Origin of the sequence: Chryseobacterium indologenes, assembly GCF_018362995.1 — a bacterium.
GTDB lineage: Bacteria > Bacteroidota > Bacteroidia > Flavobacteriales > Weeksellaceae > Chryseobacterium > Chryseobacterium indologenes_G.
This window is the reverse complement of sequence record NZ_CP074372.1, coordinates 3367026-3393996: the sequence shown is the minus strand read 5'-3', so window position 1 is coordinate 3393996 and position 26971 is coordinate 3367026. Positions and strand designations below refer to the sequence as shown.

The window sequence follows — 26971 nt, the reverse complement described above, 5'->3', positions numbered from 1 at the left end:
TTATAAGAATTTATTTTCTACCAATATCCAAAGTCTCTGAGCATATTCATCCACTTTATTCCATTTTCTTTCGTAATACAGATCACTCAGATATTCTTTGGCTTCTTCCAGTGTTTTGAACTGGTTCAGCTGAAATACGGTATCATTCAGATCGGTCTGACTTCCTTCAAAGAGCATTTTTGAGAAAGCAATTCTGTCATTCAGATCCAGTTTAAATTCCGGTTTCTGTTTGTCTGCTTCCATAAAGTTGGTAGGAATATTAGACTTCAGAATACTTCCGTTATCTTCTTTCACTGCCACAGGCTCCTTTTCGTTAGGAAATTCTCTTTCCAAAGGATCGTCATCAAAAAGTGACTGAACGGCCTTCAATCCTTTGATATTGGATAATTTTATTTTTTTCTCCTGATGATAGGCTTCTAAATTTTCAAAGCTTTCATCAGAAGGATGTTTTTCTGTTTCTTCGGCAGCAGGTTTATCGATCTCAACGATTTTTCTTCTGTCGTAGACTTCAGCAAGGATGCTTTCCTCCTTTATCTCTTCTACTGAATGATCATTTTTAATCTCACTCAGAATATTTTCCACGTTGGATGTTTCAGTGGCCATTTCTCCCTGCTCAATCGAAATATTGGAAGCCACAAACTGCTCCTCGTTTTCTTCGATCAGCATTTCATCTTCCAGAGTTTCTGTATCAAAAATACTTGGAATAATTTCCGTCACAGGAACTTTAGCATCATTTACTTCGGCAAAATCAGTTTCTTTTTTTGATTCTTGTTCAAAATTTTCTTCTTCCTGCTCTTCCATTTCATTCAGCTGGTTGTTGAAAATGGCTTCTTCCTCTGTCAATTCATGGTGAAACAGATCTTCATTGAGATCTTCATCAGAATCCGGAGTAGAATCTGCAAGAATTTTTTCTTCATCTACAAAACTTAAAACAGCTCTCTGCTCTTCTGAAATTTCATTTTCATCAATTTCGTTCAACTGATTATTGAAAACCGCCTCTTCTTCCAAAGTTTCATGGTCAGAATTTTGTTCCTGAGTGTTTTCCGGCGCTTTTTCTTCGTAACCTTCTTCTACAAAGCTTACAATATTTTCATGGAATTCATTTTCAACAATTTCATTCAGCTGGTTATTGAAAACGGCTTCCTCTTCTTCAGAACCGGTTGAGAAAATTTCATTCTCATCAATTTCGTTCAGCTCATTATTAAAGATGGCTTCTTCTTCTGTCACCTCATTTCCCTTATCATAATGTTCCGTTTCTCCAGATACAAAAGAGAGGTGCTGATAGTCCGGATCCTGCCCCGGTTGATCTGTTACGAAATATTCAATATTCTTTTCCAGCAGTTTCAAAAAAGAAATCCTGTTAGCAAGCTCATCTACAAGATCTTGCTTGGAAAGTAATTCGTCTACGTTGTTTATTTTGTCCAGATTATCAATGATATTCATGGATTCAAAAAAAATCTTTTCCTTTAAATCTTGGATATTCTGCATAATAAGATTCTTATTAAAATTGCTTACTTTTGATGTTAAAAATATACGGCTAATTTAACAAATGTTTTTAGAAAATACAATTAATCATTCCAAACAAAGTGGTTGGATGGAAGTGATTTGTGGCTCTATGTTTTCGGGTAAAACCGAGGAACTGATCCGCAGATTGCGAAGAGCGGAAATGGCAGGACAGAATGTGGAAATTTTTAAACCAAAAATGGATATACGCTATTCTGAAGAGGATGTAGTATCTCATAATCAGAATAAAATCCGCAGTACAGCAGTAGAAAATCCTAATGAAATTCTTCTGTTGGCTTCCAATTGTGATGTAGTGGCCATTGATGAAGCTCAGTTTTTTGATGAAAGTATTGTTGATGTTGCCAACCAGCTTGCCAATAGCGGGATCAGAGTGGTGATTGCAGGATTGGATATGGACTTTTTAGGTCGTCCGTTCGGGCCAATGCCCAATCTGATGGCCACAGCCGAGTACGTGACAAAAGTGCATGCTATTTGTAAGAGAACCGGTAATCTTGCCAATTATTCTATGAGAACTTCCCAGGGAGATAACCTTGTAGAATTGGGAGAAACTGAAAGTTATGAAGCAGTAAGCCGCCGTGTATTTATTGACGAAGTACTTTTAAAAAGAAAATAAGGGTTAAAATATACCCTGCCATAAAATTAAATTCATTCAGTAAAAATAAAAAGCGGAAAAGCAATAGGGTAAAAATCTGGAAAAAAGGAACAGTTTAAATAACCGGCTTCTTAACTTTTTGGAGTTCTATTCTGCAGTTTCGCTTAAAAAATAAAGCAGAAAGGGCACCAATGAACTATACAGTACAACACATTGCAGAGATCACCAATGCACAGATCATTGGAGACGGAACTTTAATGATCAAAAATATAGCGTATGACAGCAGAATTATTTATTCTACCAAGAATACAGCTTTTATCGCGATCAATACCAAAAAAAATTCCGGCGAAAAATTTATAGATGCTGCAATAGACAGAGGGATCAATGTCATTATTTCTGAACATCACTATCCTGAGTTTGAAAATATAACCTGGATTATTGTTGAAAATTCCGTAGAGTTTCTTCAAAAATTAGCAAAGTATCATTTTGAAAATTCTCACTTACAATCTATCGGAATTACGGGAAGTAATGGTAAAACTATTTTAAAAGAATGGTTGTATCAATGTCTGTGGAATGAATTTCCTACTGTAAAAAGTCCTAAAAGTTTTAATTCTCAGATTGGTCTTCCGCTCTCTCTTCTTCAGATCAACAGTTCTTATAAGCTGGGAATTTTTGAAGTTGGAATTTCAAAACCACATGAGATGGAAAAACTTGAAGATATGTTCCATCCTCAGATCGGATTACTCACTCACATCGGGACCGCTCATGCTGCCAACTTTTCTTCCGAAGAACAACTTATTGATGAAAAGATAAGTCTTTTCAAAAATTCTGAAGTGATCATTTATAATGGTGACAATTCTTTGGTTGAACAAAAAATTAAAAAATCATATTCTGATAAAAAATTAATTTCATACGGATTTAAAAAAGAGAACCAGGTTTTCATCAAAAGCAATATTTCCAAAGATGACAACATTATTGTTGATTATTTTGGTGAAGAAATCAGTTTTCCAGCCCATCAGAGAGACGAAGCGACATTAACCAATGCTATGGCGCTTATCACAGTCCTCAAGGAGCTGAATATCGAAAATAAAAAGATCGTTGAAAAAATCAACCTTTTAAAAGCCGTTGAAATGAGGCTTGAAGCAATTGAAGGAATTAAAGGCAATATTGTCATTAACGATTCTTTTAATCTTGACCTCGATTCTTTGAAGACTGCTCTCCAGTTTTTGAACGAATATAATAAATCTAAGAAATCGCTGGTCTTAACGGATATCGTTGGGGTGAGTACCAACACAAAAGAATTATATGAAGAAGTTTCTGATCTGGTAAATGAGCAGCATTTTGATTCTGTTTTCTTAATAGGTGATGAAATATCAAACTATAGTGAATTATTTAAAGCTAAAACATATACTTTCATTGACACTAAAGAGTTGATTGAAAGTAAACATCTTACTGAAATAGAAAATCAGATTATCCTGCTGAAAGGAGCCAGAAAATTTGAGATTGAAAGGCTTAAAGATATTCTTGAACTCAGAAAACATGATACGGTACTGGAAGTAAACCTTAATGCAATTCTTCATAATATCAACTATCATAAATCACTGCTGAAACCGGGAACCAAAATGATGGCCATGGTAAAAGCTAATGCTTACGGATTGGGAAGTTATGAAGTATCAGAATTTCTTCAGCACCATCATATAGATTATCTGGGTGTGGCCTATGTTGATGAAGGTGTTGAACTCCGTAAGAAAGGGATCACCACTCCTATTATCGTAATGAATCCTGAGCAGCACAGTTATCAGACTATCATAGAATACAACCTGGAGCCGGAAATTTACAGTTTCAGAGTATTGGAATTATTCTATGAAGCGGTTCAGAAGTCAGGTTATGATAAAAAATATCCGATTCATATCAAACTGGAGACAGGAATGCACCGTCTTGGTTTTAAAGATTTTGAACTGGATCAGTTAAGCGAAACTTTAAGCCAGAAAAATCTGAAAGTTCAGAGCATGTTCAGTCACTTATCATCTTCTGATATGCCTGAAGAAAAAGAATTTACTTTGAAGCAGCTAGAAGTTTTTGAAAAGAATTCCAGTTACCTGATAGAAAAATTAGAATACACTCCTCTCCGTCATATCCTGAATTCATCCGGAATAACAAGCTATACCAATCATCAGTTTGATATGGTAAGAATCGGGATCGGAATGCTTGGAGAATCGTCTGATCATGAAATTCAGAAGCAGCTGCAGTCTGTGGTAAGTTTTAAAACCGTAATTTCACAGATATCAATGGTTGAAAACGGTGAATCTGTAGGTTACAGCAGAAGATATAAAGCTGATCATCTTACCAGAATTGCGACAATCCCTGTTGGATATGCAGATGGAATTCCAAGACTGATAGGAAATCAGGTAGGAAATGTAGGAGTCAACAAAACACTGGCTCCAATTGTTGGAAACATCTGTATGGATATGATGATGATTAATGTAGATAATATCCCGAATGTAAAAGAAGGTGATACGGTAACTGTTTTCAATGCCAAACCAAGTCTAAAAGAATTCGCAGGCTACTGCAAAACGATAACCTATGAAGTATTAACCTCCATTTCACCTCGGGTGAAACGGATTTATATAAAAGATTAACTATGAGAAAACTCCTGATTCTGCTTTCCATATTCCAACTATTATTGATCCATTCTCAGGTAAAAAAAGATTTGAAAATTCCTAAAAACCCAAAGATTGGACTGTCGCTGGCCGGTGGCGGAGCCAAGGGGTTTTCACATGTAGGAGTTCTTAAAGTACTAGATTCATTGGGAGTAAAAGTGGATTATGTTTCCGGAACAAGTATGGGAGCCATTGTAGGCGGTTTATATGCCGCAGGCTACTCCGGAAAAGAAATAGAAAAAATAGTAATGGATACGGATTTCTATTCTTTAATTATGGATCCGAAGTCGAGACAGGAAACCACTTTTTTCAACAAATCCGTAGACAAATATCTTTTATCCATTCCCCTGAAAAATGGAAAAATCACACTTCCCTCTTCTATCAGTACCGGCCAGAGAAATGTTTATCTTTTGAAAGAACTTTTTAAAAACGTTTCCAATATCGAAGACTTTTCCAAAATGCCTATTCCATTCATGTGTGTGGCAACCAATCTTGAAAGCGGCAATATGCAGATATTTGAAAAAGGAGATCTCGTACAATCCATTATGGCAAGTTCCGCATTTCCTTCTTTAATGGATCCCGTTAAAATTGGCGATAGCATTTATATAGATGGGGCCATGACGGTAAACTATCCTTCAAAGCCTTTAAAAGACAAAGGAATTGATATCGTTATCGGTGTGGATCTTAATCAGGATCTTTCAAAAAGAGAGGATTTAAACAACATTATATCCATCCTGAATCAGGTGATTGACTTTGGAATCAAAAAAGATACCCGAAAACAATATAAGTATACAGACATCAATATCAAACCCAATCTGAAAGGAATGTCTGCAACAAGCTACGATGATAAGAAGAAAATTCTTGACAGCGGCTATGTAGAAGGACTCAAATATTCTCAGATACTGGATCAATTACCCAAACGTCCTTTTGACCGCCTCAGACAGCGTGTAAATCCTATATATTCGAACGTTTATAAGATAGACAGCATTTCTATTGAAGGAAGTAAAATATACGGTAAAAACTACACACTGGGGAAAATGGGGCTCCGTCTCCCCTCTTTACAGACCTATGGAAGCATCAATAAAATGGTGGATAAATTGGTAGCCACAAATAACTACCGTTTTATCAATTATGATATCGTTCAGGAAAATGATGCCAATTATTTGAAGCTTTATGTCACTGAAGATGATACCCGCCATTTTCTGAAATTCGGGTTGCATTATGACGAAGTTTTCAAGACAGGACTTCTTTTGAATTATTCAGCAAAGAGACTTTTATTTAAAAATTCAAACCTTTCCCTTGATGTTGTTGTGGGAGACCGCGTGAGATATTATCTGAACTATTTTATAGATAACGGATATATTCCTGGCTTTGGACTCTATTCGTCCGGAATGAGTTTTGATATCAAAAATGTAGATAATTATGTAGTTGACCGCTGGGAATGGATCAGGAATGAAGCCTATATACAGTCTATTTGGAAAGATAAATTCGCTATTGGAGGCGGTATCAGCCATGATTACTTCAAAGCGGAAAACAGCAATGGAGACAACAGACGATACAGCCGTTTTCTGAACCCGTACATCTTCATAAAAACCGATACACAGGATGACAAAGAGTTTCCCACCAAAGGAGTTTATTTTGCTGCAGAAGGAAAGGTAGTAGATCTATTAAAATCTGAAGTCGATAAAAGAATCATTCAGATCAAAGCAGATCTTAAAATCAACGTTCCTTTGGGTAAACAGTTCACTTATCGTCTGAATGTTTTTGGAGGTGTTACTATTGGCGAAAATCTTCCTGCCTATTACCAATATAGATTAGGGGGAATTTTTGAGCAGAATCTAATAAATTTTAAAAGCTTTGGCGGATTTTACTTCGCCCAGCTTTATACTAATAATGTGATATTAGCTTCTAACGATATCCAGTTTAAATTTAACAAAAACTATTTTATCAGTGGAAACTTCAGCTTTGCTAACTTATCAAACGATATCAAGTTTGAAGATGCAGTTAAAGTAAATTATAGATCCCTGGGAATTACGGCCGGTTACAAATCTCCTTTCGGGCAGATAAAAGTTAACTTCAGCCACTCACTTAAAAATAACCAAAAAGGTATATTCAGTGTTATTTTAGGACACTGGTTTTAAAAAAATGATACAGTTCTTTTACGAAAACTTACCAGAGTCGGTAAGTACAGATTACAAAAAATGGCTGGAAGATCTTATTCTTTCAGAAGGAAAAAAGCTAGGAGAAATCAATTACATTTTCTGTGATGATGAATATCTTCTTAAGATCAATCAGGATTATTTGCAGCATGATTATTATACAGATATCATCACTTTTGATTATGTAAAAGGCAAGACAATAAGCGCTGAGATTTTTGTATCTTTGCAGCGCATTTCTGATAACGCCTCTACCCTTTCCCGAGATTATGAAGAAGAATTAAGAAGAGTTTTAGCCCATGGTATTTTACACCTTGCAGGCTATAAAGACAAGACGGAAGAGGAAGAAAAAGAGATGCGGAGAATGGAAGATTTGTACTTGGCGAAATACAGGGATTTAAAGATTTGAATTTGAACAATCACTTAAAGTCCTATACCTAAAGTACTCAATTCTAGTAATAATATAACTTTACCTAGAGTGCATTCTTCAAAAATGTTTCACGTGAAACATTGGTTATAAAGATAAGGTTTAAAGCTTAAAACAAGCGAGATAAAAAATGATTTCAGAAATATATGATGTAATAGTAGTAGGTGCCGGACACGCAGGTTGTGAAGCCGCCGCGGCAGCAGCCAACCTCGGTTCAAAAACACTACTCGTTACAATGAATATGCAGACCATCGGACAGATGAGTTGCAACCCGGCAATGGGCGGAATCGCAAAAGGACAGATCGTAAGAGAGATTGATGCAATGGGAGGATATTCCGGAATTGTAGCAGACAAATCTGCTATCCAATTCAAAATGCTGAATCTTTCAAAAGGTCCTGCGATGTGGTCTCCGAGAACCCAAAACGATAGAATGCTTTTTGCCGAAGAATGGCGCTTAGCATTAGAGAATACTCCCAATCTTGATTTCTTTCAGGATATGGTGAAACAACTGATTGTTGAAAATAATAAAGTAACCGGAGTAGTTACTTCCCTAGGAATTGAGATTAAAGCAAAATCCGTAGTTCTTACAAATGGAACTTTCCTTAATGGTTTAATTCATGTAGGAGATAAACAATTAGGCGGAGGAAGAATGGGTGAACCAAGAGCTTTTGGAATTACAGAACAATTGGTCACTTTAGGATTTGAAGCAGGAAGAATGAAGACCGGTACTCCACCAAGAGTTGACGGAAGAAGTTTGGATTATTCAAAGATGGAAGAACAAAAAGGAGATGAAAATCCTCAAAAGTTCAGCTATCTTGATACTCCGAAATTAACAAAACAATTAAGCTGTCATATCGTATATACTAACGAAACAGTACACGATATTTTGAGAGAAGGTTTTGATAGAAGCCCAATGTTCAATGGTACCATTCAAAGCTTAGGTCCAAGATACTGTCCAAGTATTGAAGATAAGATCAACCGTTTCGCAGAAAGAAACAGACACCAGCTTTTCGTAGAACCGGAAGGGTGGAAAACTGTAGAGATCTACGTAAACGGATTCAGTTCTTCTCTTCCTGAAGATGTACAAATCAAAGCAATGAAACAGATTCCAGGATTTGAAAACGTAAAGGTTTTCCGTCCCGGTTATGCCATTGAATATGATTACTTCCCTCCTACCCAATTAAAACATACCCTAGAAACAAAATTAATTGACAATTTATATTTCGCAGGACAGATTAACGGAACTACAGGATATGAAGAAGCTGCAGGCCAAGGATTAATTGCGGGTATCAACGCTCACAATAAAGTTCATGAAAAAGGTGATTTCATTCTAAACAGAGACGAAGCGTATATCGGAGTTTTAATAGATGATCTTATTACCAAAGGAACTGAAGAGCCTTACAGAATGTTTACTTCACGTGCTGAATACAGACTTCTTTTAAGACAAGATAATGCAGATATCAGGCTAACTGAAAAAGCTTATCAGTTAGGATTGGCAAAAGAAGACAGATTAAGAAAAATGAAAACCAAAGTATCTGAAAGCCAAGCACTTGAAGAGTTCCTTCGCGAAACTTCTTTAAAACCAGGTATTATCAACCCTGTTCTTGAATCTATAGAAAGTAATCCTGTAGATCAGGCCTACAGAGCGGCACAAATTCTTACCAGACCCCATATGACATTAGGAAAACTGGATGAAATTGATTTCATTAAAGAAGTTTCAAGCCAATACAACGATGAAGTAAGAGAACAGGCTGAGATCAATATCAAGTATAAAGGATATATTGAGAAAGAAAAAGAGAATGTAGCTAAGCTTAATCGTCTGGAAAACATTAAAATTCCTGAAGATTTTGATTATACAAAGCTTTCTAGCCTTTCTGCAGAAGCAAAACAGAAGATGTCTAACGTACGTCCGAAGACTATTGCCCAGGCAGGAAGAATAAGCGGGGTTTCTCCAGCCGATATCAACGTTTTACTAGTCTATTTAGGACGTTAATAAAAGATATGTTTCACGTGAAACATTTAAATAAATAAAACAAAAATTAAGGTATTTATGAGCGTAGGCTAAGCTCTGGATATCTTAATTTTTTTTACAATATAAAAAGATAACGATTTCAATGAAAATAAAAGATCATTTTCTTTCACAGGAAATTTTTGAAATTAAAGAGACAGAGATCAAAGGGGTATTCAAGACCACTCCTATTCCATCCAATATTTCCAGATATTATGAAAGTGAAGATTATATTTCTCATCATCAGGACTCCGGAAGTCTGAAAGAAAAGCTTTATAAATTTCTTCAGTCCTTCAATCTGCAGTACAAAAAAAATGTATTGATAGACAGAATAAAAAAAGGATCAAGAGTACTTGATTACGGATGCGGTGCCGGAGAATTTGTAAAATTCATAGAAAATGATTTTGAGACTTTTGGTTTTGAACCTGATGCCGATGCAAGAAAAGCAGCACAAGGAAAAATAGCCAAAGCTACTATTTTGGATACGATCAACACAATTGAAGAAAAAAGCCTAGATGCAATTACTCTGTGGCATGTGTTTGAACATATCGAAAACCAGGATGAAATATTGGAAGCTTTTCATGGAAAATTAAAAGAAAAAGGAATTCTAATTATTGCTGTCCCTAATCCTACCTCTTATGATGCAAAACATTATAAAGAGTATTGGGCAGCATATGATGTACCAAGACACATCTATCATTTTTCAAAAAATGGAATGGAAAATCTCATTTCAAAAAAATCAGACTGGAAAATGAGAAAAATCAAACCCTTGGTTCTTGATTCTTATTACATCTCTATGCTAAGCGAAAAATACAAGAAATCACCCCTATATTGGATAAAAGCAATGATCTACGGAACGATTTCGAACGTAAAAGCCCTTTTTTCGAACGAATTCTCAAGTTTGATATACATCATCGAAAAAAGATAGAAAATAGATTTTTGACCTATTTCTAAAGGTCGTTTTTCAGCATTTTTAGCTTCAAAAAATAAAAACTCAGGATTTTTTCACCTGAGTTTTCTTTATTAATAAAGCAATTTAAAAATTTTTAGATACAAACTTAAATATTTAAGATCCTATAATTTTTAAAATAAATACTCCCCTACTCCATTTCAAGTAAGAAAAAAGAAAATTAAGAATGCTTCTCATTCATTAAGTTAAAGTGTTACTTAATCATTCATCAATATTTCATATTTGGCTTCAAAAAACAAAAAAATGCATATTAGAAATTAAATTCTTACAAAAAAGACGGAAATTTCGACTCAAAATCCATCAAGATATAAATACTCGGAAAAATTTAGTTTTTCGATTTTAAAGGTATTTATAAAGGTCAATTTTCAGGAACTATTAATAAAAAATAAGATCTATAGTAAATTTCATTCTTACCAAATTTAAACCTGATTAGTCAAAAAGCTTTTATATCTATCAAAAAGGAAATTTAAAAGCCGGAGCAGAAAACTCCCCTACTCTATTTTATCTTTTACATCAAAAAAATAATGACCTGGAAAATTCTTTAAAGAAAACTTTATGGTTCAAAAAAATTGACCACTATTATAAAAGAAATTTTGATAGAAAATAAAAGCATCGAAAAATTATTAACTTCAGAAAAAAGTAAAACGATTGAATTTTAATAATTCTGATTTTTTTGAAAAGCTGAATACATCATTCATTTTATAATGTTAAATGAATAATTTCTAATTTTTGCCTGCTATTAAAAAAAGAAAATAAGCATAACTTAGCGATATAAAATAGTTTAAATATTATTAGTCAATAACTTACAACACTATCACTAAAGTATGAAATAAATAATCATAAAATTTACCTTTAAATAAAGGTAAATAAATTGTTTCTTAGCTCAAAAAATACCACAAGTTTCATAAATATATAAATTATAGCGACAATATAGAATTTGACACCATCGTCTTTAACTGTGTCGAATCCTCGATTTCTGACAAATGAAGAATCTCATGTAAAGCTTAGGTTCTTCATTTCACTCCGCTACATTCAGAATGACACTGACATAATAAGAAGATAGCAGGATTAATCTAAATTGTATGTAATTGCCTAAACTATTAAGGAATTTAAAGGTTCAATAAAATTCCAGAAGCCAATTAGAAAGTTTATAGATTCTTGACTAAGAATAGTTATTTGAAAAACACTTATAGCTTTCATAAATTTTATTTTACATCACATTATTTATGGTCCTGAATTTCGTCAAAATAAACATGAAAATTAATAAAAAAAGGAAATTATAATCTCATAAAAAGTACAAATCCATATCAAAATTCATGGTCGATTATGGCAAAAAAATAAGTATAAAAACAAGAACTAATGAGTCAATTTTAAGAAGAAAAAATCACACTAAGACCTAAGTAGCTGAAAGTGAATTCAAGTTAAATAAGTATAACCACAGGTTATATCTTAAAATGTCAAAAAAGTTCGATCAATAAAGGAATTTCTTATACTTTTAAAATGAAAAAAGCCTGCTAATATAATTAGCAGGCTTTAAAATATTTTTATTTTTTATTTAATTGTTGATCGCAGCTACACCTGGTAACTCAAGTCCTTCAAGGCTTTCAAGCATTGCTCCACCACCGGTAGAAACATAACTTACCTGATCAGCATATCCGAATTGCTTCACGAAAGCAACACTGTCTCCTCCTCCTACTAAAGAGAAAGCTCCTAATCTTGTTGCTTCAGCAATACTCTCACCCAAGGCTACCGTACCTCCTGCAAAATTTGACATTTCGAAAACACCAATCGGTCCATTCCAAAGAATAGTTCTTGAATTTAATAATACATCATTGAACTGATCTCTTGATTTATGACCTGCATCAAGTCCCATCCATCCTTCAGGAATTGCATAGATATCAGCTTCTTTTCTTTCCACATCATTACTAAAACTTTCAGCGATGATAGCATCAGAAGGAAGATATACTTTCACTTTATGTTCTTTTGCTTTCCCTAAAATCTCTAAAGCTAAAGGAAGCTTGTCTTCCTCTACCAGAGAATTACCAATTTTTCCTCCAAGAGCCTTAATAAATGTAAATGCCATCCCTCCACCAATGATCAGATTGTCTACTGCAGGAAGGATATTTTCTATAATGGTAATTTTAGTTGAAACCTTAGAACCTCCAAGGATAGCCGTAACAGGTCTCTCACCGCTTTTCAATACTTTATCAATAGCCTGAAGCTCATTAGCCATTAGTAAACCGAAATATTTAGTTGATGGAAAATATTGAGCGATCACTGCTGTAGAAGCATGAGCTCTGTGTGCAGTTCCGAAGGCATCGTTTACATAAGCATCACCTAACTTAGAAAGCTTCTCAGCAAAACCAGCATCACCTTTCTCTTCTTCATTATGAAAACGTACATTTTCAAGTAATAAGATCTCTCCTGGCTTCAGTTCAGCAGCAGCCTGTTCTGCTTTTTCCCCAATGCATTCATCAACAAATTTAACTTCCTGTCCAAGAACAGCAGAAACTTCGCCAAGAATATGTTTAAGAGAAAATTCATCTTTAACCTCTCCCTTAGGTCTTCCAAGGTGTGTAATTAAGATGACAGAACCACCATCATTAAGGATCTTCTCCACTGTTGGTTTCACAGCAACAATTCTCGTATTGTCTGTCACCTTCAGCTGATCGTCCTGAGGAACATTGAAGTCCACTCTTACCAGAGCTTTCTTATCTTTAAAATTGAAATCATTGATTGTTTTCATACGTAGATTTATTTTTTTCTGAGTCGGATGAAACTCCTTTCGCCAGATCCCGGTTTGATTTTCCGTAAACCCTGCAAAGGCAATTTCATAAATTTCATTGAATTTTTGTTTCACAAATGTAAGGTTTTAAACTTTTTCAACAGATTGATTAAAATAAAAGTTTTCAAAAACTTTCCCCGAACACAATCACCCATTAATCAACAATTTTTTCTCTTTTAAAAAAAAGAATAATGTAGTTGTTGTTGAGTGTTGTTAGTTTCGGGGATAAGTTTTAAGCTAAAAGTTGGTAACACTCAACTTTTATTCAATTCATATTTAACTCACAATATAAATGCTTGTAAACCCGCTATTTCACATACTTATTAACAAATGTTGGTAACTTTGAAATGAATCAATTATTAGTTATTTTATTATGGAAAAATCTGGGGATAGCTGAAGAAAACATCTGGAAAGTTGTGGTAAAAAATTGCGGAAAGGTTTTCTATTACGAAATAAATTGATCTTTAAAAATAGAAAGTTGATAAAAGTTTTCCACAGTTATTAACATACCTTTTCACAATTAACTCAGGGTTTACTAACACGAATTGTTATTATTCTTACCTTTGTAAGGAAATAGAATCTAATAAAGCTTAATAAGAGTATTATGAAAAGAAAAATTGCTATCGCAGCGGACCATGCAGGCTATGAATATAAGGAGATTGTTAAGAACTACCTTTCAGAAAAGTTTGAAGTTCAGGATTTTGGAACGTTTTCCACAAACAGTGTGGATTATCCGGACTTTGTACATCCTGCTGCAACCTCTGTGGAAAACGGAGAAAATGAGCTAGGAATTCTGTTATGTGGAAGCGGAAACGGGGTTCAGATCACTGCGAACAAACATCAGAAAATAAGATGCGCCCTTTGCTGGATGCCGGAGATTGCAACACTGGCAAGACAGCATAATGATGCCAACATGATTTCAATACCGGCGAGATTTATATCAAAGGAACTGGCGATTGAGATTGTAGATAAATTTCTTGCAACAGACTTTGAAGGTGGCAGACACCAGAACAGAGTTGATAAAATTGCAGTTTGCTAAATATACTAAGGCTTGTAAATTGTATTACAAGCCTTATTTATTTTTTATTCGTACATTTGCAGTGTCCAATAGAAATTACATTCTATTATTCTCTAAAGCCTTTCTTATATTTGAAACATATTTAATAGAAGGTTTTTCTCTTTTCTTCTCGAGAATTGTATTAAATTTATACAAAACTAAAGCTCCCGTTCTAAGTAAACTGAAAGATAATTTCTGATGATGTACGGAAAGAATCTAATGATGAAATTGAATAACCTTTATAAGGAATGAATGGGGAAAATTTAGAAAAAGGTTTTATTTGAAACTAAGACCAGAACATTTAAAAGAAAATTAAAATGCCAAAAAAAAGAAAATATATAAGTCATAAAAATGATTTAAAAATGATGGAGATCGGAAGACTGATCCTCCGTTTTATGAATGCGAATTCATCCAAAATTTATAATTATAAGCAGATCGCTGACGGAATAGATTACAAAAATCCAAGACAAAGAGAACTTGTTATCCAGGCGCTGCACAAACTTCAGGGATCTGAAAAGATCAAGGAAGTGGAAAAAGGAAAATATATAGTGAACCTGAAAATCGCTGGAACACTTACCGGAACCATTGACTTCAACCAAAGTGGAAATGCTTATGTAAGTGTGGAAGGATTGGAAGATGATGTCTTCGTACATGCTAAAAATGTGAAGGATGCTTTGCAGGGAGATAAGGTTCTTATTATAACTTATCATTATAAAGGAAAGAAGCTGGAAGGTTCTGTTTTGGAAGTTTTGGAACGTACCAGAACTGAATTTGTAGGAACATTTCAGAAAGTTGCTCATAAGGAATTTGGGTTTGTGGTTTGCGATAAAAAATCAATTAACACAGATATCTTTATTCCGAAAGGAAAATTCAACACTGCTGAAGATGGAGATAAGGTCATTGTAAAAATGACAGAATGGAGACCGGGAGATAAAAACCCTGAAGGAGAAATTATCCAGGTGCTGGGGGCTCCGGGAGAACACGAAACAGAGATCCACTCTATTCTTGCAGAATATGGCCTGCCTTACGAGTTTCCATCCGAAGTGGAGGCAGATGCAGATAAAATAGACAGAAGTATCACAGACGAAGAAGCTGCAAAAAGGTGGGATATGCGTAATATCTGTACATTTACGATTGACCCTAAAGATGCGAAGGATTTTGATGATGCTTTATCCATAAGAAAGCTGGAAAACGGAAACTGGGAAATTGGTGTTCACATTGCGGATGTATCTCATTATGTAGTTCCGGGAACTATTCTTGATGATGAAGCATATAAAAGAGCAACTTCGGTATACCTTGTTGACAGAGTTGTGCCAATGCTTCCTGAAGTTTTGAGTAATGATGTATGTTCCCTTCGCCCTAACGAAGATAAATATACTTTTTCTGCAGTTTTTGAACTGAACGACGAAGCAGAAATTCAGAAACAATGGTTTGGAAGAACAGTTATTCATTCAGACAGGAGATTTACCTATGAAGAAGCTCAGGAACGTATTGAAAGCGGACAGGGAGACCTGGCAGAAGAGATCAATACTCTTGATAAGTTAGCAAAAATTATGCGTCAGGAACGTATCAGAAAAGGAGCTATTACTTTCGACAGAAGTGAAGTAAGATTCAATCTTGATGAAAATAATGAGCCTGTTGGAGTTTACTTTAAAATAAGTAAGGATTCTAACCATCTGATCGAAGAATTCATGCTTTTAGCCAATAAAAAAGTATCGGAATATGTATCTCTGAGCAGAAAAGGAGAGATCACAAATAATACATTTATTTACAGGGTTCACGATGATCCGGATCCTGCGAAACTGGAATCGTTGAGAGACTTCGTTGCTACTTTCGGATATAAAATGGATCTGGCCAATACCAAAAAGGTTGCTGCATCTTTGAACAAACTTCTACATGACGTAAAAGGAAAAGGCGAAGAAAATATGATCGAAACACTTGCGATGAGAAGTATGAGCAAAGCGGTGTACTCTACTGAACCAATCGGGCACTATGGTTTAGGCTTTGAATATTACAGCCACTTTACCTCTCCTATCCGTCGTTATCCGGATTTGCTTGCACACCGTCTTCTTCAGCATTATCTGGATGGAGGAAAATCTCCAAACAGAGGAGAGCTTGAAGAAAAAGCAAAACACTGCAGTGCCATGGAAAGGCTGGCTGCAGATGCAGAAAGAGATTCTATCAAATTTATGCAGGTGAAATTCATGGAAAAACACCTGGGAGAAACTTTCAGAGGGGTTATTTCCGGGGTGGCAGAATTTGGTTTCTGGGTTGAAATTCCTGAAAACGGTGCGGAAGGTCTCATCAAACTTAGAGACCTTGTAGACGATTCATACATGTATGATGCGAAAACTCACGCCGTATACGGAATAAGACATGGAAACAAGTATCAGTTGGGAGATGAAGTTCAGATCAAGGTGGTAAAAGCTAATCTGATTCAGAAGCAGCTTGATTTCCAGATTGTAAAATAAAAAATTAGATCTTTTATAAAATAATAGAAAGGCTGAAATGTTAACGGACATTCAGCCTTTTATTTTTTTAAACAAAAACATTTGAATATACTCTCCTCTCCTATTTTCTTAAAAACTTTAGATTAAACTCTCCTTAAAATCCACTTGATAAATCACAACTTTATTGAATAATTAAATCATAAAGTATAACTTTGTATAAAACGAAATGAATTTTATTCATTTTAAAACACATTAAATGCTAGAACTTGTACTATCGGCGATCATATTAGGATTCATGCTGAGCTTGGTTTTTATAGGACCTATATTTTTCCTGTTAATTGAAACCAGCTTTTCCAGAGGCCCCAGACATGCCTTGTCATTGGATCTTGGAGTTATTACTGCAGATTTATTATGTATTGTAGCAGCATATTATGCCAGTACAGATATTGTAGCTTTAATTGATAAGCATCCCGGTTTTTACAGGATCACTTCCATTCTTATTTTTGTTTATGGAATTGTGATGCTGGTTACCAAGACCAAGATGCATTTGCCAGGCGAAGAAAAGATCATTGGCCAAAATTATATTAAAACATTTTTCAATGGCTTTTTCTTTAATCTTTTAAATGTAGGAGTTATCCTTTTCTGGCTGGTAACGGTAATTTCTGTGAGAAATCAATATCCGGACACCAGCAGTTTTATTCTATACATAGGGATCGTACTGGGCACTTACCTTTCAATAGATCTTGCCAAAATATTTCTTGCCAAGCAATTTCACGATAAATTAACACAAAAACTGGCCAACCAAATCAGAAGAGTTGTTGGCTGTATTCTTATTATCTTCAGTTTCTTTATCTTCCTGCAGAGTTTCAAAAAGTTCAATCAGTTTGAAAGACAGCTGGAGGAAGCCGAAAAGAAAGAAGTAAAATATCAAAAAACAGAATGAAAAAAATAATCTTTCCAAAGTCCCTTAAAAAAGGTGACAAAATAGCTGTTATTTCCCCTGCAGGAGCGGTAGATGCCTCTCAAATGGAAAAGGGAATAGAAATGATTAAGAGCAGAGGTTTTGAGCCCGTTCTCGGGGAACATCTCTATACAAGATTTTCAAACGGATATAATTATGCCGGAACAGAACAGGAAAGAATAAAAGATATCAACTGGGCTTTGAATGATACAGAGATCAGAGCGGTATGGGCTTCACGGGGAGGTTACGGATGCCAGCACCTGATTCAGCACCTGAAAATGAAAGGTTTTACAGAAAATCCGAAATGGTATATTGGATATTCTGACAACACAGTGATACAAAGTTATCTGTTGAAAAAAGGTTTTGCATCCATTCATGGGCAGACCATTAAAACATCAAGTTTCGGTGTTACTGATGACAGCTATGATCTGATCTTTGATATCCTCAAAGGTAAAACGCCAAAATACAGTCTAGAATCACATCAATTCAATAAAGAAGGGAATATTGAAGGAGAATTAATCGGAGGGAATTTAGCCCTGGTTTATGCCCTTTTAGGGACCAAGTATTCTTTTGACTTTAAAGACAAAATCCTGTTTATTGAAGATATCGGAGAAAACTTCTATGCACTGGACCGTATGATTATGAGTCTGGAGCTGGCAGGAGTTTTCAGTAAGATCAAAGGACTTATCATTGGCGGGATGACCAATATGGGAGACGAAAAGGAAAATAAAAGCTATGAAGAAAGCTTTGATGAATTTGCCTATAAACTGATCTCAGAACGAATTTCAAGATATAAATTCCCTGTAGTGTTTGGTTTCCCGAATGGACATATTAAAGATAACCGGCCGCTTTTAATTGGTGGGCAAGTTAAAATGAAGGTTGGAACTAAAGTGAAGATCGAATTTTAAAAAATACCACTCTCCTATCTCCAAACTCTTAAATACAAGATATGGCTGATCATAACGATTTTGGAAAAATAGCAGAAGATACAGCAGTTGATTATCTTCAAAAGAACGGCTACAAAATCCTTGTCAGAAACTTTCGTTTTCAGAAAGCGGAGATTGACATTATTGCTGAAAAAGATAATCTGATTATTGTTGTGGAAGTGAAAGCAAGGTCTACCGATGCCTTCATGCTCCCACAGGAAGCAGTCACCAAAACAAAAATAAAATCAATTGTTTCTGCAGCCAATCATTATCTCGAAGAATTTAATAAAGATAACGAAGTCAGGTTTGATATTATCTCCGTTCTTCCTGATGAAAGCAGAAACTTAAAAATTGACCACATAGCCGATGCATTTCAGGCATTGGATGCTAATTAATAAATCAATAAAAATGTATGAAGGAATAGCATCATACTCTTGAGAAGATATTCCATTCATACAAGTTAATAAACAATTTTATGAAGACAGTATTAATTACCGGAGCAACTTCCGGAATAGGTAAAGCCACTGCAGAGCTTCTTGCAAAACAAGGGAACAGAATTATTATCTGCGGAAGAAGAAGTGAAGTATTGGAAACTGTAAAAACAGAACTTTCTCAATATACCGAAATATTTAGTTTATTGTTTGATGTAAGGAATCTTGAACAGGTGGAAGCAGCTATAAACTCACTCCCTGAAAACTGGAAAGAGATTGATGTTCTGATTAATAATGCAGGAAATGCTCATGGGCTGGATCCTCTTTCGGCTGGTAAGACGGACGACTGGGATTCTATGATTGATGGGAATGTAAAGGGACTGCTCTATGTTTCTAAAATGATCATCCCGATTATGAAAACTAAAAATTTAGGTCATATAGTAAACATCAGTTCTGTAGCAGCAAGACAAACTTATGCCAATGGAGTAGTGTACTGTGCAACGAAGAAAGCAGTAGACGTTATTTCAGAAGGAATGAGACTGGAGCTTACTGAATTCGGAATCAAAGTGACCAATATTCAGCCGGGAGCTGTAGAAACAGATTTTTCTTTGGTAAGGTTCAAAGGTGACAGTGAGAAAGCTTCAACAGTATATGCGGGCTATGAAGCTCTGAAAGCAGAGGATATTGCCGATGCCATTGCTTACTGTGTGAATGCTCCGAAACATGTAACTGTTTCAGATATGACCATCTATCCAAGTGCTCAAGCAGAACCGAGAACAATTTATAGAAAATAGTCAAAATAATGGACTAAATTTGCAGAATATTAAAAGCAATTTTGCTGTTTAGCTTAAAACAAAAAAATGAAAATTCTATATCTGGAAACATCATCCAAAAACTGTTCAGTAGCGGTATCAGACAATGAAAAGCTGCTGTGTGTGTGTGAAGAAGTTTCTGAAAACTATAAACAATCTGAAAGCCTTCATACCTATGTGGAATGGGCATTGGAAGGAGCGGGGATTGCACTTAAAGATATTGAAGCCGTTTCTTTGGGGAAAGGTCCCGGATCTTACACCGGATTAAGGATTGGTGCAGCCTCTGCAAAAGGATTCTGCTATGGTCTTAAAGTTCCCCTGATTGCTGTAAATTCCCTTGAAAGTATGATAGAGCCTTTTTTAGGCGATAACTATGACTTTATAGTACCTTTGATTGATGCGAGGAGAATGGAGGTATATACAGCCGTTTATGACGGTAGTACGGGAAAAGAATTATCTGAGACCGAAGCCAAGATTTTGGATGAAACTTCTTTTGAAGAATTTAAAGATAAAAAAGTATTGTTTGTGGGAGACGGTGCAAAAAAGGCAAAAGATATATTGAATCTTCCTGATGCTGTTTTTAACGAGACTGTTTATCCTTCTGCAAAATATCTTATCACAAGGACATTGGAAAAAATAGAGAATAAAGAATTTGAAGATATGGCTTATTTTGAGCCTTTCTATCTTAAGGATTTCCATGGAGTAAAGAAAAAGGGCTCGTAATATTTCTTAAATAGAGTAGTAGACAAGAATAAGCAACTGCATAAAAAAAGCGAAGAGTACATCTTCGCTTTTTTATTTTATTGAGGTCTTGGCGGTGCCTTTGAAGCAGGTTTCGTTTCTGCAGGTTTCTTGTTTTTTTGCTGCTGCTGGGCAGGATTTCCCTGTTGTGGAGCAGGGTCCATATTCAGGGTTTGTGTACTGATATTTTTTCCATTGTTCATTTGCGGAACGCCGGTGTTTTGGGCATTAGGCTGTACGGGTGCTCCTCCTGGTTGTTGTGGAACAGCATTTCCTTTATTATCCGTTGCCTGGAAGCTGAGATCGCTTTTCAGATACACCAGCATTTCTTTTGCCCTTATGCCTTCTGGAGTTTTAGAATAATTCAGGGCAATCTGTTCAAGCTGCAGAATCATGACTTCCTTTCCGTTGGCTTTTCCTGCATTGAATGCATTGAGAAGGTACAATTTAGGAACCAGTGCATCCTTAGGGAATTTTTGAAGAGTCTGATCGATCACTTCCTTACTTTCTGCAAATTTTTCCGATTCAAATAAGGCATATGCTTTTTTATATTCATTTTCAACTTCTTCCGTTGATTTTACGAATGATTTATTTTTAGGATTTCTGGCAAATTCAGCATAAGAAGTGTAAGGATAATCCGTCAATAGAATTTGTTTTGCTTTTTCAGATGCCTGTGGATTTTTCTCATAGTTCATGGCAAAAATCTCATACAATGCCTGTAACATTACCTTTTCTTCAGGTTTAACATCTACAAGGTCATACAGTGTTTTTGTCGCCAGAGGAGTGTTGGTAAAATAGTTCTGATACATGATTCCCAGACCTAAAGAAGCAGTATCTCTGTCTTTTTTCAATTGGGATAATTTACCCTGATCTGTAGGGATCTGTTCAATATAGTAAGAAGGTTCAAAACGTCTTGGATTAGGTGCTGAAGTAACTCCTAGAGCTTCATTCTTCATATCTTCAATAGATGCCATTTTCTTGGAAAAACGCCAGTTATCGGCAAGAGCACGATCTCCCCAGACTTGTTTAAAGGTAGATGTTCCTTTGCTTACAGTTCCCGTATTTCCAAAGTAAAACCCTTTGGTCGTCACTCCGAAATCTTCAAAAGCATTGGAACTATTGGCAAAAACAGAATTAGCGCTGTAGTCTCCGGTATCAAATCCTTTGCTTCTTTCTGCACGTTTTCTTTCCAGCTCTTCTTTCTCTTCTTTAATCTTTAATTTTGCAATATATTTTGTGAAATAGTCTGTTTTCTGACCTTCATCCATCTTTGCGAGTGAAAGAATACTGTCATTCTTTTTGATCAGATAGTAGTTTTTGGAAATCTTTTTAATGTATTCAGACTGATCTTTTAATAAAATCTTTGATGGCTCATAGGTCATTACTGCAAGCGCAGAATCATAATAGCTTCCGGCTCCGATATAATCATTTTTCTCCAGATAGCTTTTTCCTATCTCATAATAAGCTAATCCACGGATCTGAGGGTCAGAAACCTTTTCAAACAAAGATTTTCTGAAGAACTGCTGGGCTTCATCTTTTTTGCCTGCTTTGTTGGCCATTAAACCTAAAGCATAATAAAATTCATTTTTTCTGGAACCGTAAGTCCCTTTTTTACTGATGCCTTCCAGATAGTTTTTAGCTCCTGCATAATCACCTTTACCATTAAAAGTCTTAGCAATGGCAATCTGGGATTTTACTTCAAATTCAAAATCATTGGCATATTTATAGGCTGCGGTATAGCTTTCCCTTGCTTTATCATTCTGGTTCAGATTTTCTAAAACCTGGCCTCTCAGATAAGCAATTCTACTCTTGAGTTTTCTGTTGCTGTTCAGTTCAAAAGCATCATCAAGCTCTTTGGCTGCGTCTTCCTTTTTACCTGCATCTAGCAAAGATTCAGAGTAGTAAATGCTCAGCAGTTTTGCATAGCTCTTATTGATATCTTCTCCTTTCAGTTTAGCAAAAGTCTCATGAGCTCTGTGATAATCTTTGATTTGATTATAAGCAAGTCCCTGATAAATTCTTGCCAGTGCAATCCTTTTATCGTCTTTCATGTGAGTAAACACATAATTAAGAGCATCCAGCGCTTCCAGGGATTTTCCTCTATAAATTCTCGCCTGGGCAAGAATCATATAAGCATCAAAAATCTGTTTGTTTTTCTCTTCACCGTTTCTGGTTACAGAATATTTATTAATCGCTTTTAAAGCTTTTGCTTCTGCAATTTCTAGGGTAGTAGCTCCTTTACCTTGTTCACCTTCAGGTCTTGCAGGGGCATTTCCCTGAGGTCCTCCCGGTATATTGGGAACTCCGGAATTTCCTCTTCCTGAAGGTCTGTTGACTACTTCAGCCATTTTCATGGAGTTTTCAGCAAAAGCTTCTGACTGTCCGAGATCACTTCCCAAAGGCTGTTCTTCATAGGTAAGAATGGGAATATAAGGAGCATAAAAATTGTCTTTATGTCCTTTATCTCTGGTGGTAAACTCACTGTTTAATGCATCTTTCGCATTAAAAAGCGTGTTGTAATATGTGGAAAATCCTTTCAATAGTTTTGATCGCTGCTCCGGCTTTTTTGTTTTGGTAGCACAGGAAGCAACGAGACATATCACTAAAAGGAACAATATATTCTTTTTCATTATTCAATATAACTCGCTAATCTGCTTTTTATTATCAGCGGTTTGCTGATTTTGTAAAAATAATAAAATTTTATAATGAATAATATTTATATTTCTTTCGGAAACATTTTATTTCTTCTTTAATCGATATTGAGAACCTTAATAATTTTTAAATCAGGGAGGTTTCTTTCAATATTTTGTAGACAAGATGGGTAGGAAGTCCCATAATCGTATAAAAACTTCCTGTAAGACTTGTGATCTTTGCCATTCCCAGCCATTCCTGAATACCATAGCTTCCCGCTTTATCGAAAGGCTTATAGTTTTGAATGTAATAGTTTATTTCTTCATCAGAGAGGCTATCAAGAGTGACATCAGCAACATCCGTTTCTGTAATAGATTTATCTGCAGTTTTGATAGTGATTCCCGTATAAACCTGATGAGTTTTTCCGGAAAGACTCTGAAGCATTTTGTATGCGTCAGCTTCATCTTTAGGTTTTCCAAGAATCTGATTATCAATAGCTACAACAGTATCAGCAGTTAACAGGACTTCATCAGCTTCCAGACGCCTGAAAGCATCTGCTTTTAAATCAGACAGGTAAGCTGCAGCTTCTTCTATTTTTATATGTTCGGGAAGAATTTCTTCACAGTCTATTTTTACGACTTCAAATTCAAAACCCAGGCTTGAAAGAAGTTCTTTTCTTCTTGGTGATTGAGATGCTAAAAGTAATTTCATACCGGGAATTATACAGATTGAGTGTTATCATCATGCCAGTTGCCCTGGACCTTCATTACCTGTTCTATCACATCGCGTACTGCTCCGGTTCCACCTTTTTTCGGGGAAATATAATCGGAGATTCCCTTTACCTCAGGAACTGCATTTTCAGGACATGCCGCAATAGCTGAACTTTCCATAATATGAATATCCGGAAGATCATCACCCATGGTCAGTATTTCTTCATTTTTAAGATTGTGTTTCTTTTTAAAATCTTCAAAATCATCTATTTTATTGTGGGATTTCGGGTAATAATCCTGAATACCCAGATAATTGATTCTGTGTTTTACCATTTCATCATTTCCTCCGGTAATCACTCCGATCAAATAGTTGTTTTTTAATGCTTTCACTACTGCATATCCGTCCAGAACATTCATTACCCTGCACATATTTCCTCCGGGAAGCAGATAAACACTTCCGTCTGTGAAAACCCCGTCAACATCAAATACAAATGCTTTAATATCTTTTAATTTCTCTTTATAACTCATACATTTTCTGAATAGAATGATTCATTGTTTTATAAATTTCAAGACTTTCGTCTTTTAATAACTGTTCATGCAGGTGTAGAATTCTTACATCATTTCTCACTGCTGGTCCTGTTTGTGCCTGCTTGGGTTCAATTTCATAAATTTTCTGAACCGTTTCATCAATCAGCGGTAAGAAATAATCAAACGGAATTTCCTGAGAATCTGAAATTTCTTTAGCCCTGGAAAAAAGATGATTCACAAAATTGCAGGCGAAAACAGCTGTCAAGTGAATATATTTTCTTTTTTCGTGGCTGCTTTCCATCACTTTCTCTGAAACCTGTGAAGCAAGGTCAAGCAATATTTTCTGGTCTTCTTCATTCTCAGCTTCTACAAAAAACGGAATTTTTTCATATTCCAGTTCTTTTGACTTAGAAAAAGTCTGTAAAGGGTAGAAGCTGGCTTTCCGGTATTCACCAGACAAAACTTCTTTTGGAAGCGATCCGGAAGTATGGGCAACCAAACAATCTTTTTTGGTAATGATCTTTGAAACATCTTCCACAGAATGATCACTTACACAGATGATATAAAGATCCGCTTCCTCCAGATGATCTGTGGAATACGGAATATTTAATTCTTCTGAAATTTTACTTAATTCTTTTTCGTTCCTGCCAAAAATCTGGGCCAGGGGAATGCTTTTCAAAGTGAAAGCTTTTGCCATATGATAGGCAACATTTCCGGAACCGATAATTACAATTTGCATATAACAAATATAAGATATTAAGCTGAGCCGGGAAAGGAAGATGGGCTCAGAAATCCTGACTTTCAATATGGGCACGTTTATTGCGTAAGTGTCTCATATTATTTTAAATATTTAATTGAAAATTGAAGATTTAATTTAACTTTCAGTTATTTTTGTAATCCAAAACAATGTAAGGCATCTTATGAAGATTAAGGACGCGGAGATTATTTCGTTGATGCAGAATCCACGGACCCAGGATAAAGGAGTCCGGGCCTTGATGGATGCCTATCAAAGCAGATTGTACTGGCACATAAGAAGAATTATTGTGGACGGAGATCTTGCACAGGATACTTTGCAGGAAACTTTTATAAAAGCTTATCAAAATTTTCATCAGTTCAAAAATGATAGCCAGCTGTATACCTGGTTGTACAGAATTGCAACCAACGAAGCATTGCAGCAGGTGAACAAAATGAAGAAAATGCAGAAAACTGATGAAGATCCGGAGTATCACATGCAGAATCTTGTAGCTGACAATACCGAAGGAGATGCTGAGGAAATACAGATTTTGCTGCAGAGCGCTATACAAAGCCTGCCTGAAAAGCAGAAATTGGTATTTATGATGCGGTATTATGATGATTTACCCTACGAAGAAATATCAAAAATTGTAGATATGTCAGTAGGAACTTTGAAAACGAATTATCATTATGCCAAACAAAAAATAGAAGATTATATTAAAGAAAATTACGAAAGATAATTTTTGATCCCAACAAAGATGAAAGAGTTCGACATAGAAAAATTAGAGCGTAAGAACATTTACACAGTTCCTGATAATATGTTTGAAAGTATTCAGGAGAACGTTATGAATGATATAAAGACAAGTAAAAAAGCACCTGTCTTTAAGCTGAACTGGATGTATGCTGCAGCGGCATCTCTGGCTTTGATCTTTGGAGCAACTTATGTTTTCAATTCGGATAATGATTCTGCTCAGAAAGGATTGAATTCTGAAATAGCATATGCTGCCAATACCAAAGAACCCAAAACAGAAGGTGAGCTTGCATACGAAACTTTAAAATCTGATTTAACTTCTGTTGAAAATAATAATCAAACAGTTGAAAATCAAAATAGTAATGATGATTATGCTTATAAAAGTGTAAGCGAATCTGAAAAAACAATTGATACACCAAAACCGGTGAAAGCCGTGAAGAAAAAAGAAGAAACACGAATAAATGAATATCTGGATTCGTTTTCTAACTCTGAAATTGCAGAGTTAGCAAGTAATTCGACTCAGGACGTTTATTTGGATATTTATAATTAAAAGAAAATGAAAAAGATATTATTGACGTTTTTGATTATTTATGGCTTTGGACTAAATGCTCAAAGGACTGATTACGACTGGAAAAAGATGGACCCTAAGCAAAGAAAGGAAGTCATCAATAATCTTTCTCCGGAAGAGAGAAAAGAACTCCTGAAGAAATTCAGGAACAATATGATTATGGATAATCTTAATGTCGATCCGGGAGATAAAGCCGAATTTACACAATTGTACAACGAATATCTGGACAGCCAGAAGCAAATAAAAAGTCAGTTTAACTCAAGCTTTGATCCTGAAACTCTTACAGATGAGGAAGCCAAAGCTAAATTGCAGCAAAGCTTTGAAGTAGGACAAAAACTGTTGGATAACAGAAAAAAATATGCAGAAAAAATGCAGCAGGTAATTCCCTGCCAGAAAGTTCTGAAGCTGTTTCAATCCGAGAAAATGATGAAGGATAAAATGGATGAAAGAAAACCTCACGGAAATCAAGATGCTTCGGGACCTAAACAAAACCCATAATAGTTTATTTTTTTAATGTTGGACGGCTCTTACAGAACTTTCTGTGAGAGCCG

Annotated in this window: 22 protein-coding genes; 16 read left to right on the top strand and 6 right to left on the bottom strand. The window is 35.4% G+C overall.

Translation table 11 applies throughout. The annotated features are described in order from the left end of the window. Positions 1–1488: a hypothetical protein gene (locus DYR29_RS15320; protein ID WP_213277542.1), complete on the bottom strand. Its 1488-nt coding sequence runs from the start codon at positions 1486–1488 to the stop codon at positions 1–3. 61 nt (positions 1489–1549) lie between these two features. Here DYR29_RS15320 and DYR29_RS15315 point away from each other — a divergent pair, with 61 nt between their 5' ends. From DYR29_RS15315 to DYR29_RS15290, 6 genes are all read left to right on the top strand, one after another. After that, positions 1550–2137 carry a thymidine kinase gene (locus DYR29_RS15315; RefSeq protein WP_047380060.1) on the top strand — a complete coding sequence of 196 codons (588 nt, stop codon included), beginning with the start codon at positions 1550–1552 and terminating at the stop codon, positions 2135–2137. A gap of 170 nt (positions 2138–2307) precedes the next feature. Further along, positions 2308–4755 (top strand): bifunctional UDP-N-acetylmuramoyl-tripeptide:D-alanyl-D-alanine ligase/alanine racemase, encoded by a 2448-nt coding sequence (locus DYR29_RS15310; RefSeq protein ID WP_213277541.1) that lies wholly within the window; start codon positions 2308–2310, stop codon positions 4753–4755. A gap of 2 nt (positions 4756–4757) precedes the next feature. Beyond that, on the top strand, positions 4758–6917 hold the full coding sequence (locus DYR29_RS15305) for a patatin-like phospholipase family protein (RefSeq protein WP_213277540.1): 2160 nt from the start codon (positions 4758–4760) through the stop codon (positions 6915–6917). Positions 6918–6921: 4 nt separating this feature from the next. Next, entirely contained in the window at positions 6922–7341 is a 420-nt protein-coding gene (gene ybeY / locus DYR29_RS15300) for an rRNA maturation RNase YbeY (protein ID WP_047422039.1), read from the top strand. 148 nt (positions 7342–7489) lie between these two features. Then, entirely contained in the window at positions 7490–9352 is a 1863-nt protein-coding gene (mnmG, locus tag DYR29_RS15295; RefSeq protein WP_213277539.1) for a tRNA uridine-5-carboxymethylaminomethyl(34) synthesis enzyme MnmG, read from the top strand. Between the two features lie 121 nt (positions 9353–9473). Then, entirely contained in the window at positions 9474–10295 is an 822-nt protein-coding gene (locus DYR29_RS15290; protein ID WP_213277538.1) for a class I SAM-dependent methyltransferase, read from the top strand. 1597 nt (positions 10296–11892) lie between these two features. Here DYR29_RS15290 and DYR29_RS15285 read toward each other — a convergent pair. Next, positions 11893–13083 carry a phosphoglycerate kinase gene (locus tag DYR29_RS15285; protein WP_142717580.1) on the bottom strand — a complete coding sequence of 397 codons (1191 nt, stop codon included), beginning with the start codon at positions 13081–13083 and terminating at the stop codon, positions 11893–11895. 643 nt (positions 13084–13726) lie between these two features. On the opposite strand from DYR29_RS15285, the gene rpiB reads away from it, so the two are divergent. The 7 genes from rpiB to tsaB all read left to right on the top strand — a co-directional run bounded on the left by rpiB (position 13727) and on the right by tsaB (position 20482). Next, entirely contained in the window at positions 13727–14161 is a 435-nt protein-coding gene (gene rpiB / locus DYR29_RS15280; protein WP_047422036.1) for a ribose 5-phosphate isomerase B, read from the top strand. Between the two features lie 335 nt (positions 14162–14496). Then, entirely contained in the window at positions 14497–16650 is a 2154-nt protein-coding gene (rnr, locus tag DYR29_RS15275; protein ID WP_142717475.1) for a ribonuclease R, read from the top strand. A gap of 235 nt (positions 16651–16885) precedes the next feature. Then, positions 16886–17572, top strand: a complete 687-nt coding sequence (locus tag DYR29_RS15270; protein WP_047422033.1) for a LysE family translocator — start codon at positions 16886–16888, stop codon at positions 17570–17572. Then, positions 17569–18498: a S66 peptidase family protein gene (locus tag DYR29_RS15265; RefSeq protein ID WP_213277537.1), complete on the top strand. Its 930-nt coding sequence runs from the start codon at positions 17569–17571 to the stop codon at positions 18496–18498. Before DYR29_RS15270 ends, DYR29_RS15265 begins: the two co-directional genes overlap by 4 nt. Positions 18499–18539: 41 nt before the next feature. After that, a complete protein-coding gene (locus DYR29_RS15260; RefSeq protein WP_213277536.1) occupies positions 18540–18911 on the top strand; it encodes a YraN family protein in 372 nt (123 codons plus the stop codon). An 80-nt stretch (positions 18912–18991) separates the two neighbouring features. Next, positions 18992–19741 (top strand): SDR family NAD(P)-dependent oxidoreductase, encoded by a 750-nt coding sequence (locus DYR29_RS15255; protein WP_213277535.1) that lies wholly within the window; start codon positions 18992–18994, stop codon positions 19739–19741. A gap of 66 nt (positions 19742–19807) precedes the next feature. Continuing rightward, positions 19808–20482 (top strand): tRNA (adenosine(37)-N6)-threonylcarbamoyltransferase complex dimerization subunit type 1 TsaB, encoded by a 675-nt coding sequence (gene tsaB / locus DYR29_RS15250; protein ID WP_213277534.1) that lies wholly within the window; start codon positions 19808–19810, stop codon positions 20480–20482. A gap of 77 nt (positions 20483–20559) precedes the next feature. On the opposite strand, the gene DYR29_RS15245 is transcribed toward tsaB, so the two are convergent. From DYR29_RS15245 to DYR29_RS15230, 4 genes are all read right to left on the bottom strand, one after another. After that, positions 20560–23130 (bottom strand): tetratricopeptide repeat protein, encoded by a 2571-nt coding sequence (locus DYR29_RS15245; protein ID WP_213277533.1) that lies wholly within the window; start codon positions 23128–23130, stop codon positions 20560–20562. A gap of 148 nt (positions 23131–23278) precedes the next feature. Then, positions 23279–23842 (bottom strand): Maf family protein, encoded by a 564-nt coding sequence (locus DYR29_RS15240; RefSeq protein ID WP_047422027.1) that lies wholly within the window; start codon positions 23840–23842, stop codon positions 23279–23281. 8 nt (positions 23843–23850) lie between these two features. Continuing rightward, positions 23851–24369: a KdsC family phosphatase gene (locus tag DYR29_RS15235; protein WP_047380044.1), complete on the bottom strand. Its 519-nt coding sequence runs from the start codon at positions 24367–24369 to the stop codon at positions 23851–23853. Next, positions 24359–25108: a Rossmann-like and DUF2520 domain-containing protein gene (locus DYR29_RS15230; protein ID WP_213277532.1), complete on the bottom strand. Its 750-nt coding sequence runs from the start codon at positions 25106–25108 to the stop codon at positions 24359–24361. The genes DYR29_RS15235 and DYR29_RS15230 overlap by 11 nt, the downstream gene beginning before the upstream one ends. Before the next feature lie 181 nt (positions 25109–25289). On the opposite strand from DYR29_RS15230, the gene DYR29_RS15225 reads away from it, so the two are divergent. From DYR29_RS15225 to DYR29_RS15215, 3 genes are read left to right on the top strand one after another with little or no spacing between them, the layout of a single operon-like run. After that, positions 25290–25841: an RNA polymerase sigma factor gene (locus DYR29_RS15225; protein WP_047377935.1), complete on the top strand. Its 552-nt coding sequence runs from the start codon at positions 25290–25292 to the stop codon at positions 25839–25841. A gap of 18 nt (positions 25842–25859) precedes the next feature. Then, complete coding sequence (locus DYR29_RS15220; protein WP_213277531.1) at positions 25860–26402, top strand: hypothetical protein; 543 nt, start codon at positions 25860–25862, stop codon at positions 26400–26402. Between the two features lie 6 nt (positions 26403–26408). After that, positions 26409–26918: a hypothetical protein gene (locus DYR29_RS15215; RefSeq protein WP_213277530.1), complete on the top strand. Its 510-nt coding sequence runs from the start codon at positions 26409–26411 to the stop codon at positions 26916–26918. Positions 26919–26971 lie beyond the last annotated feature (53 nt).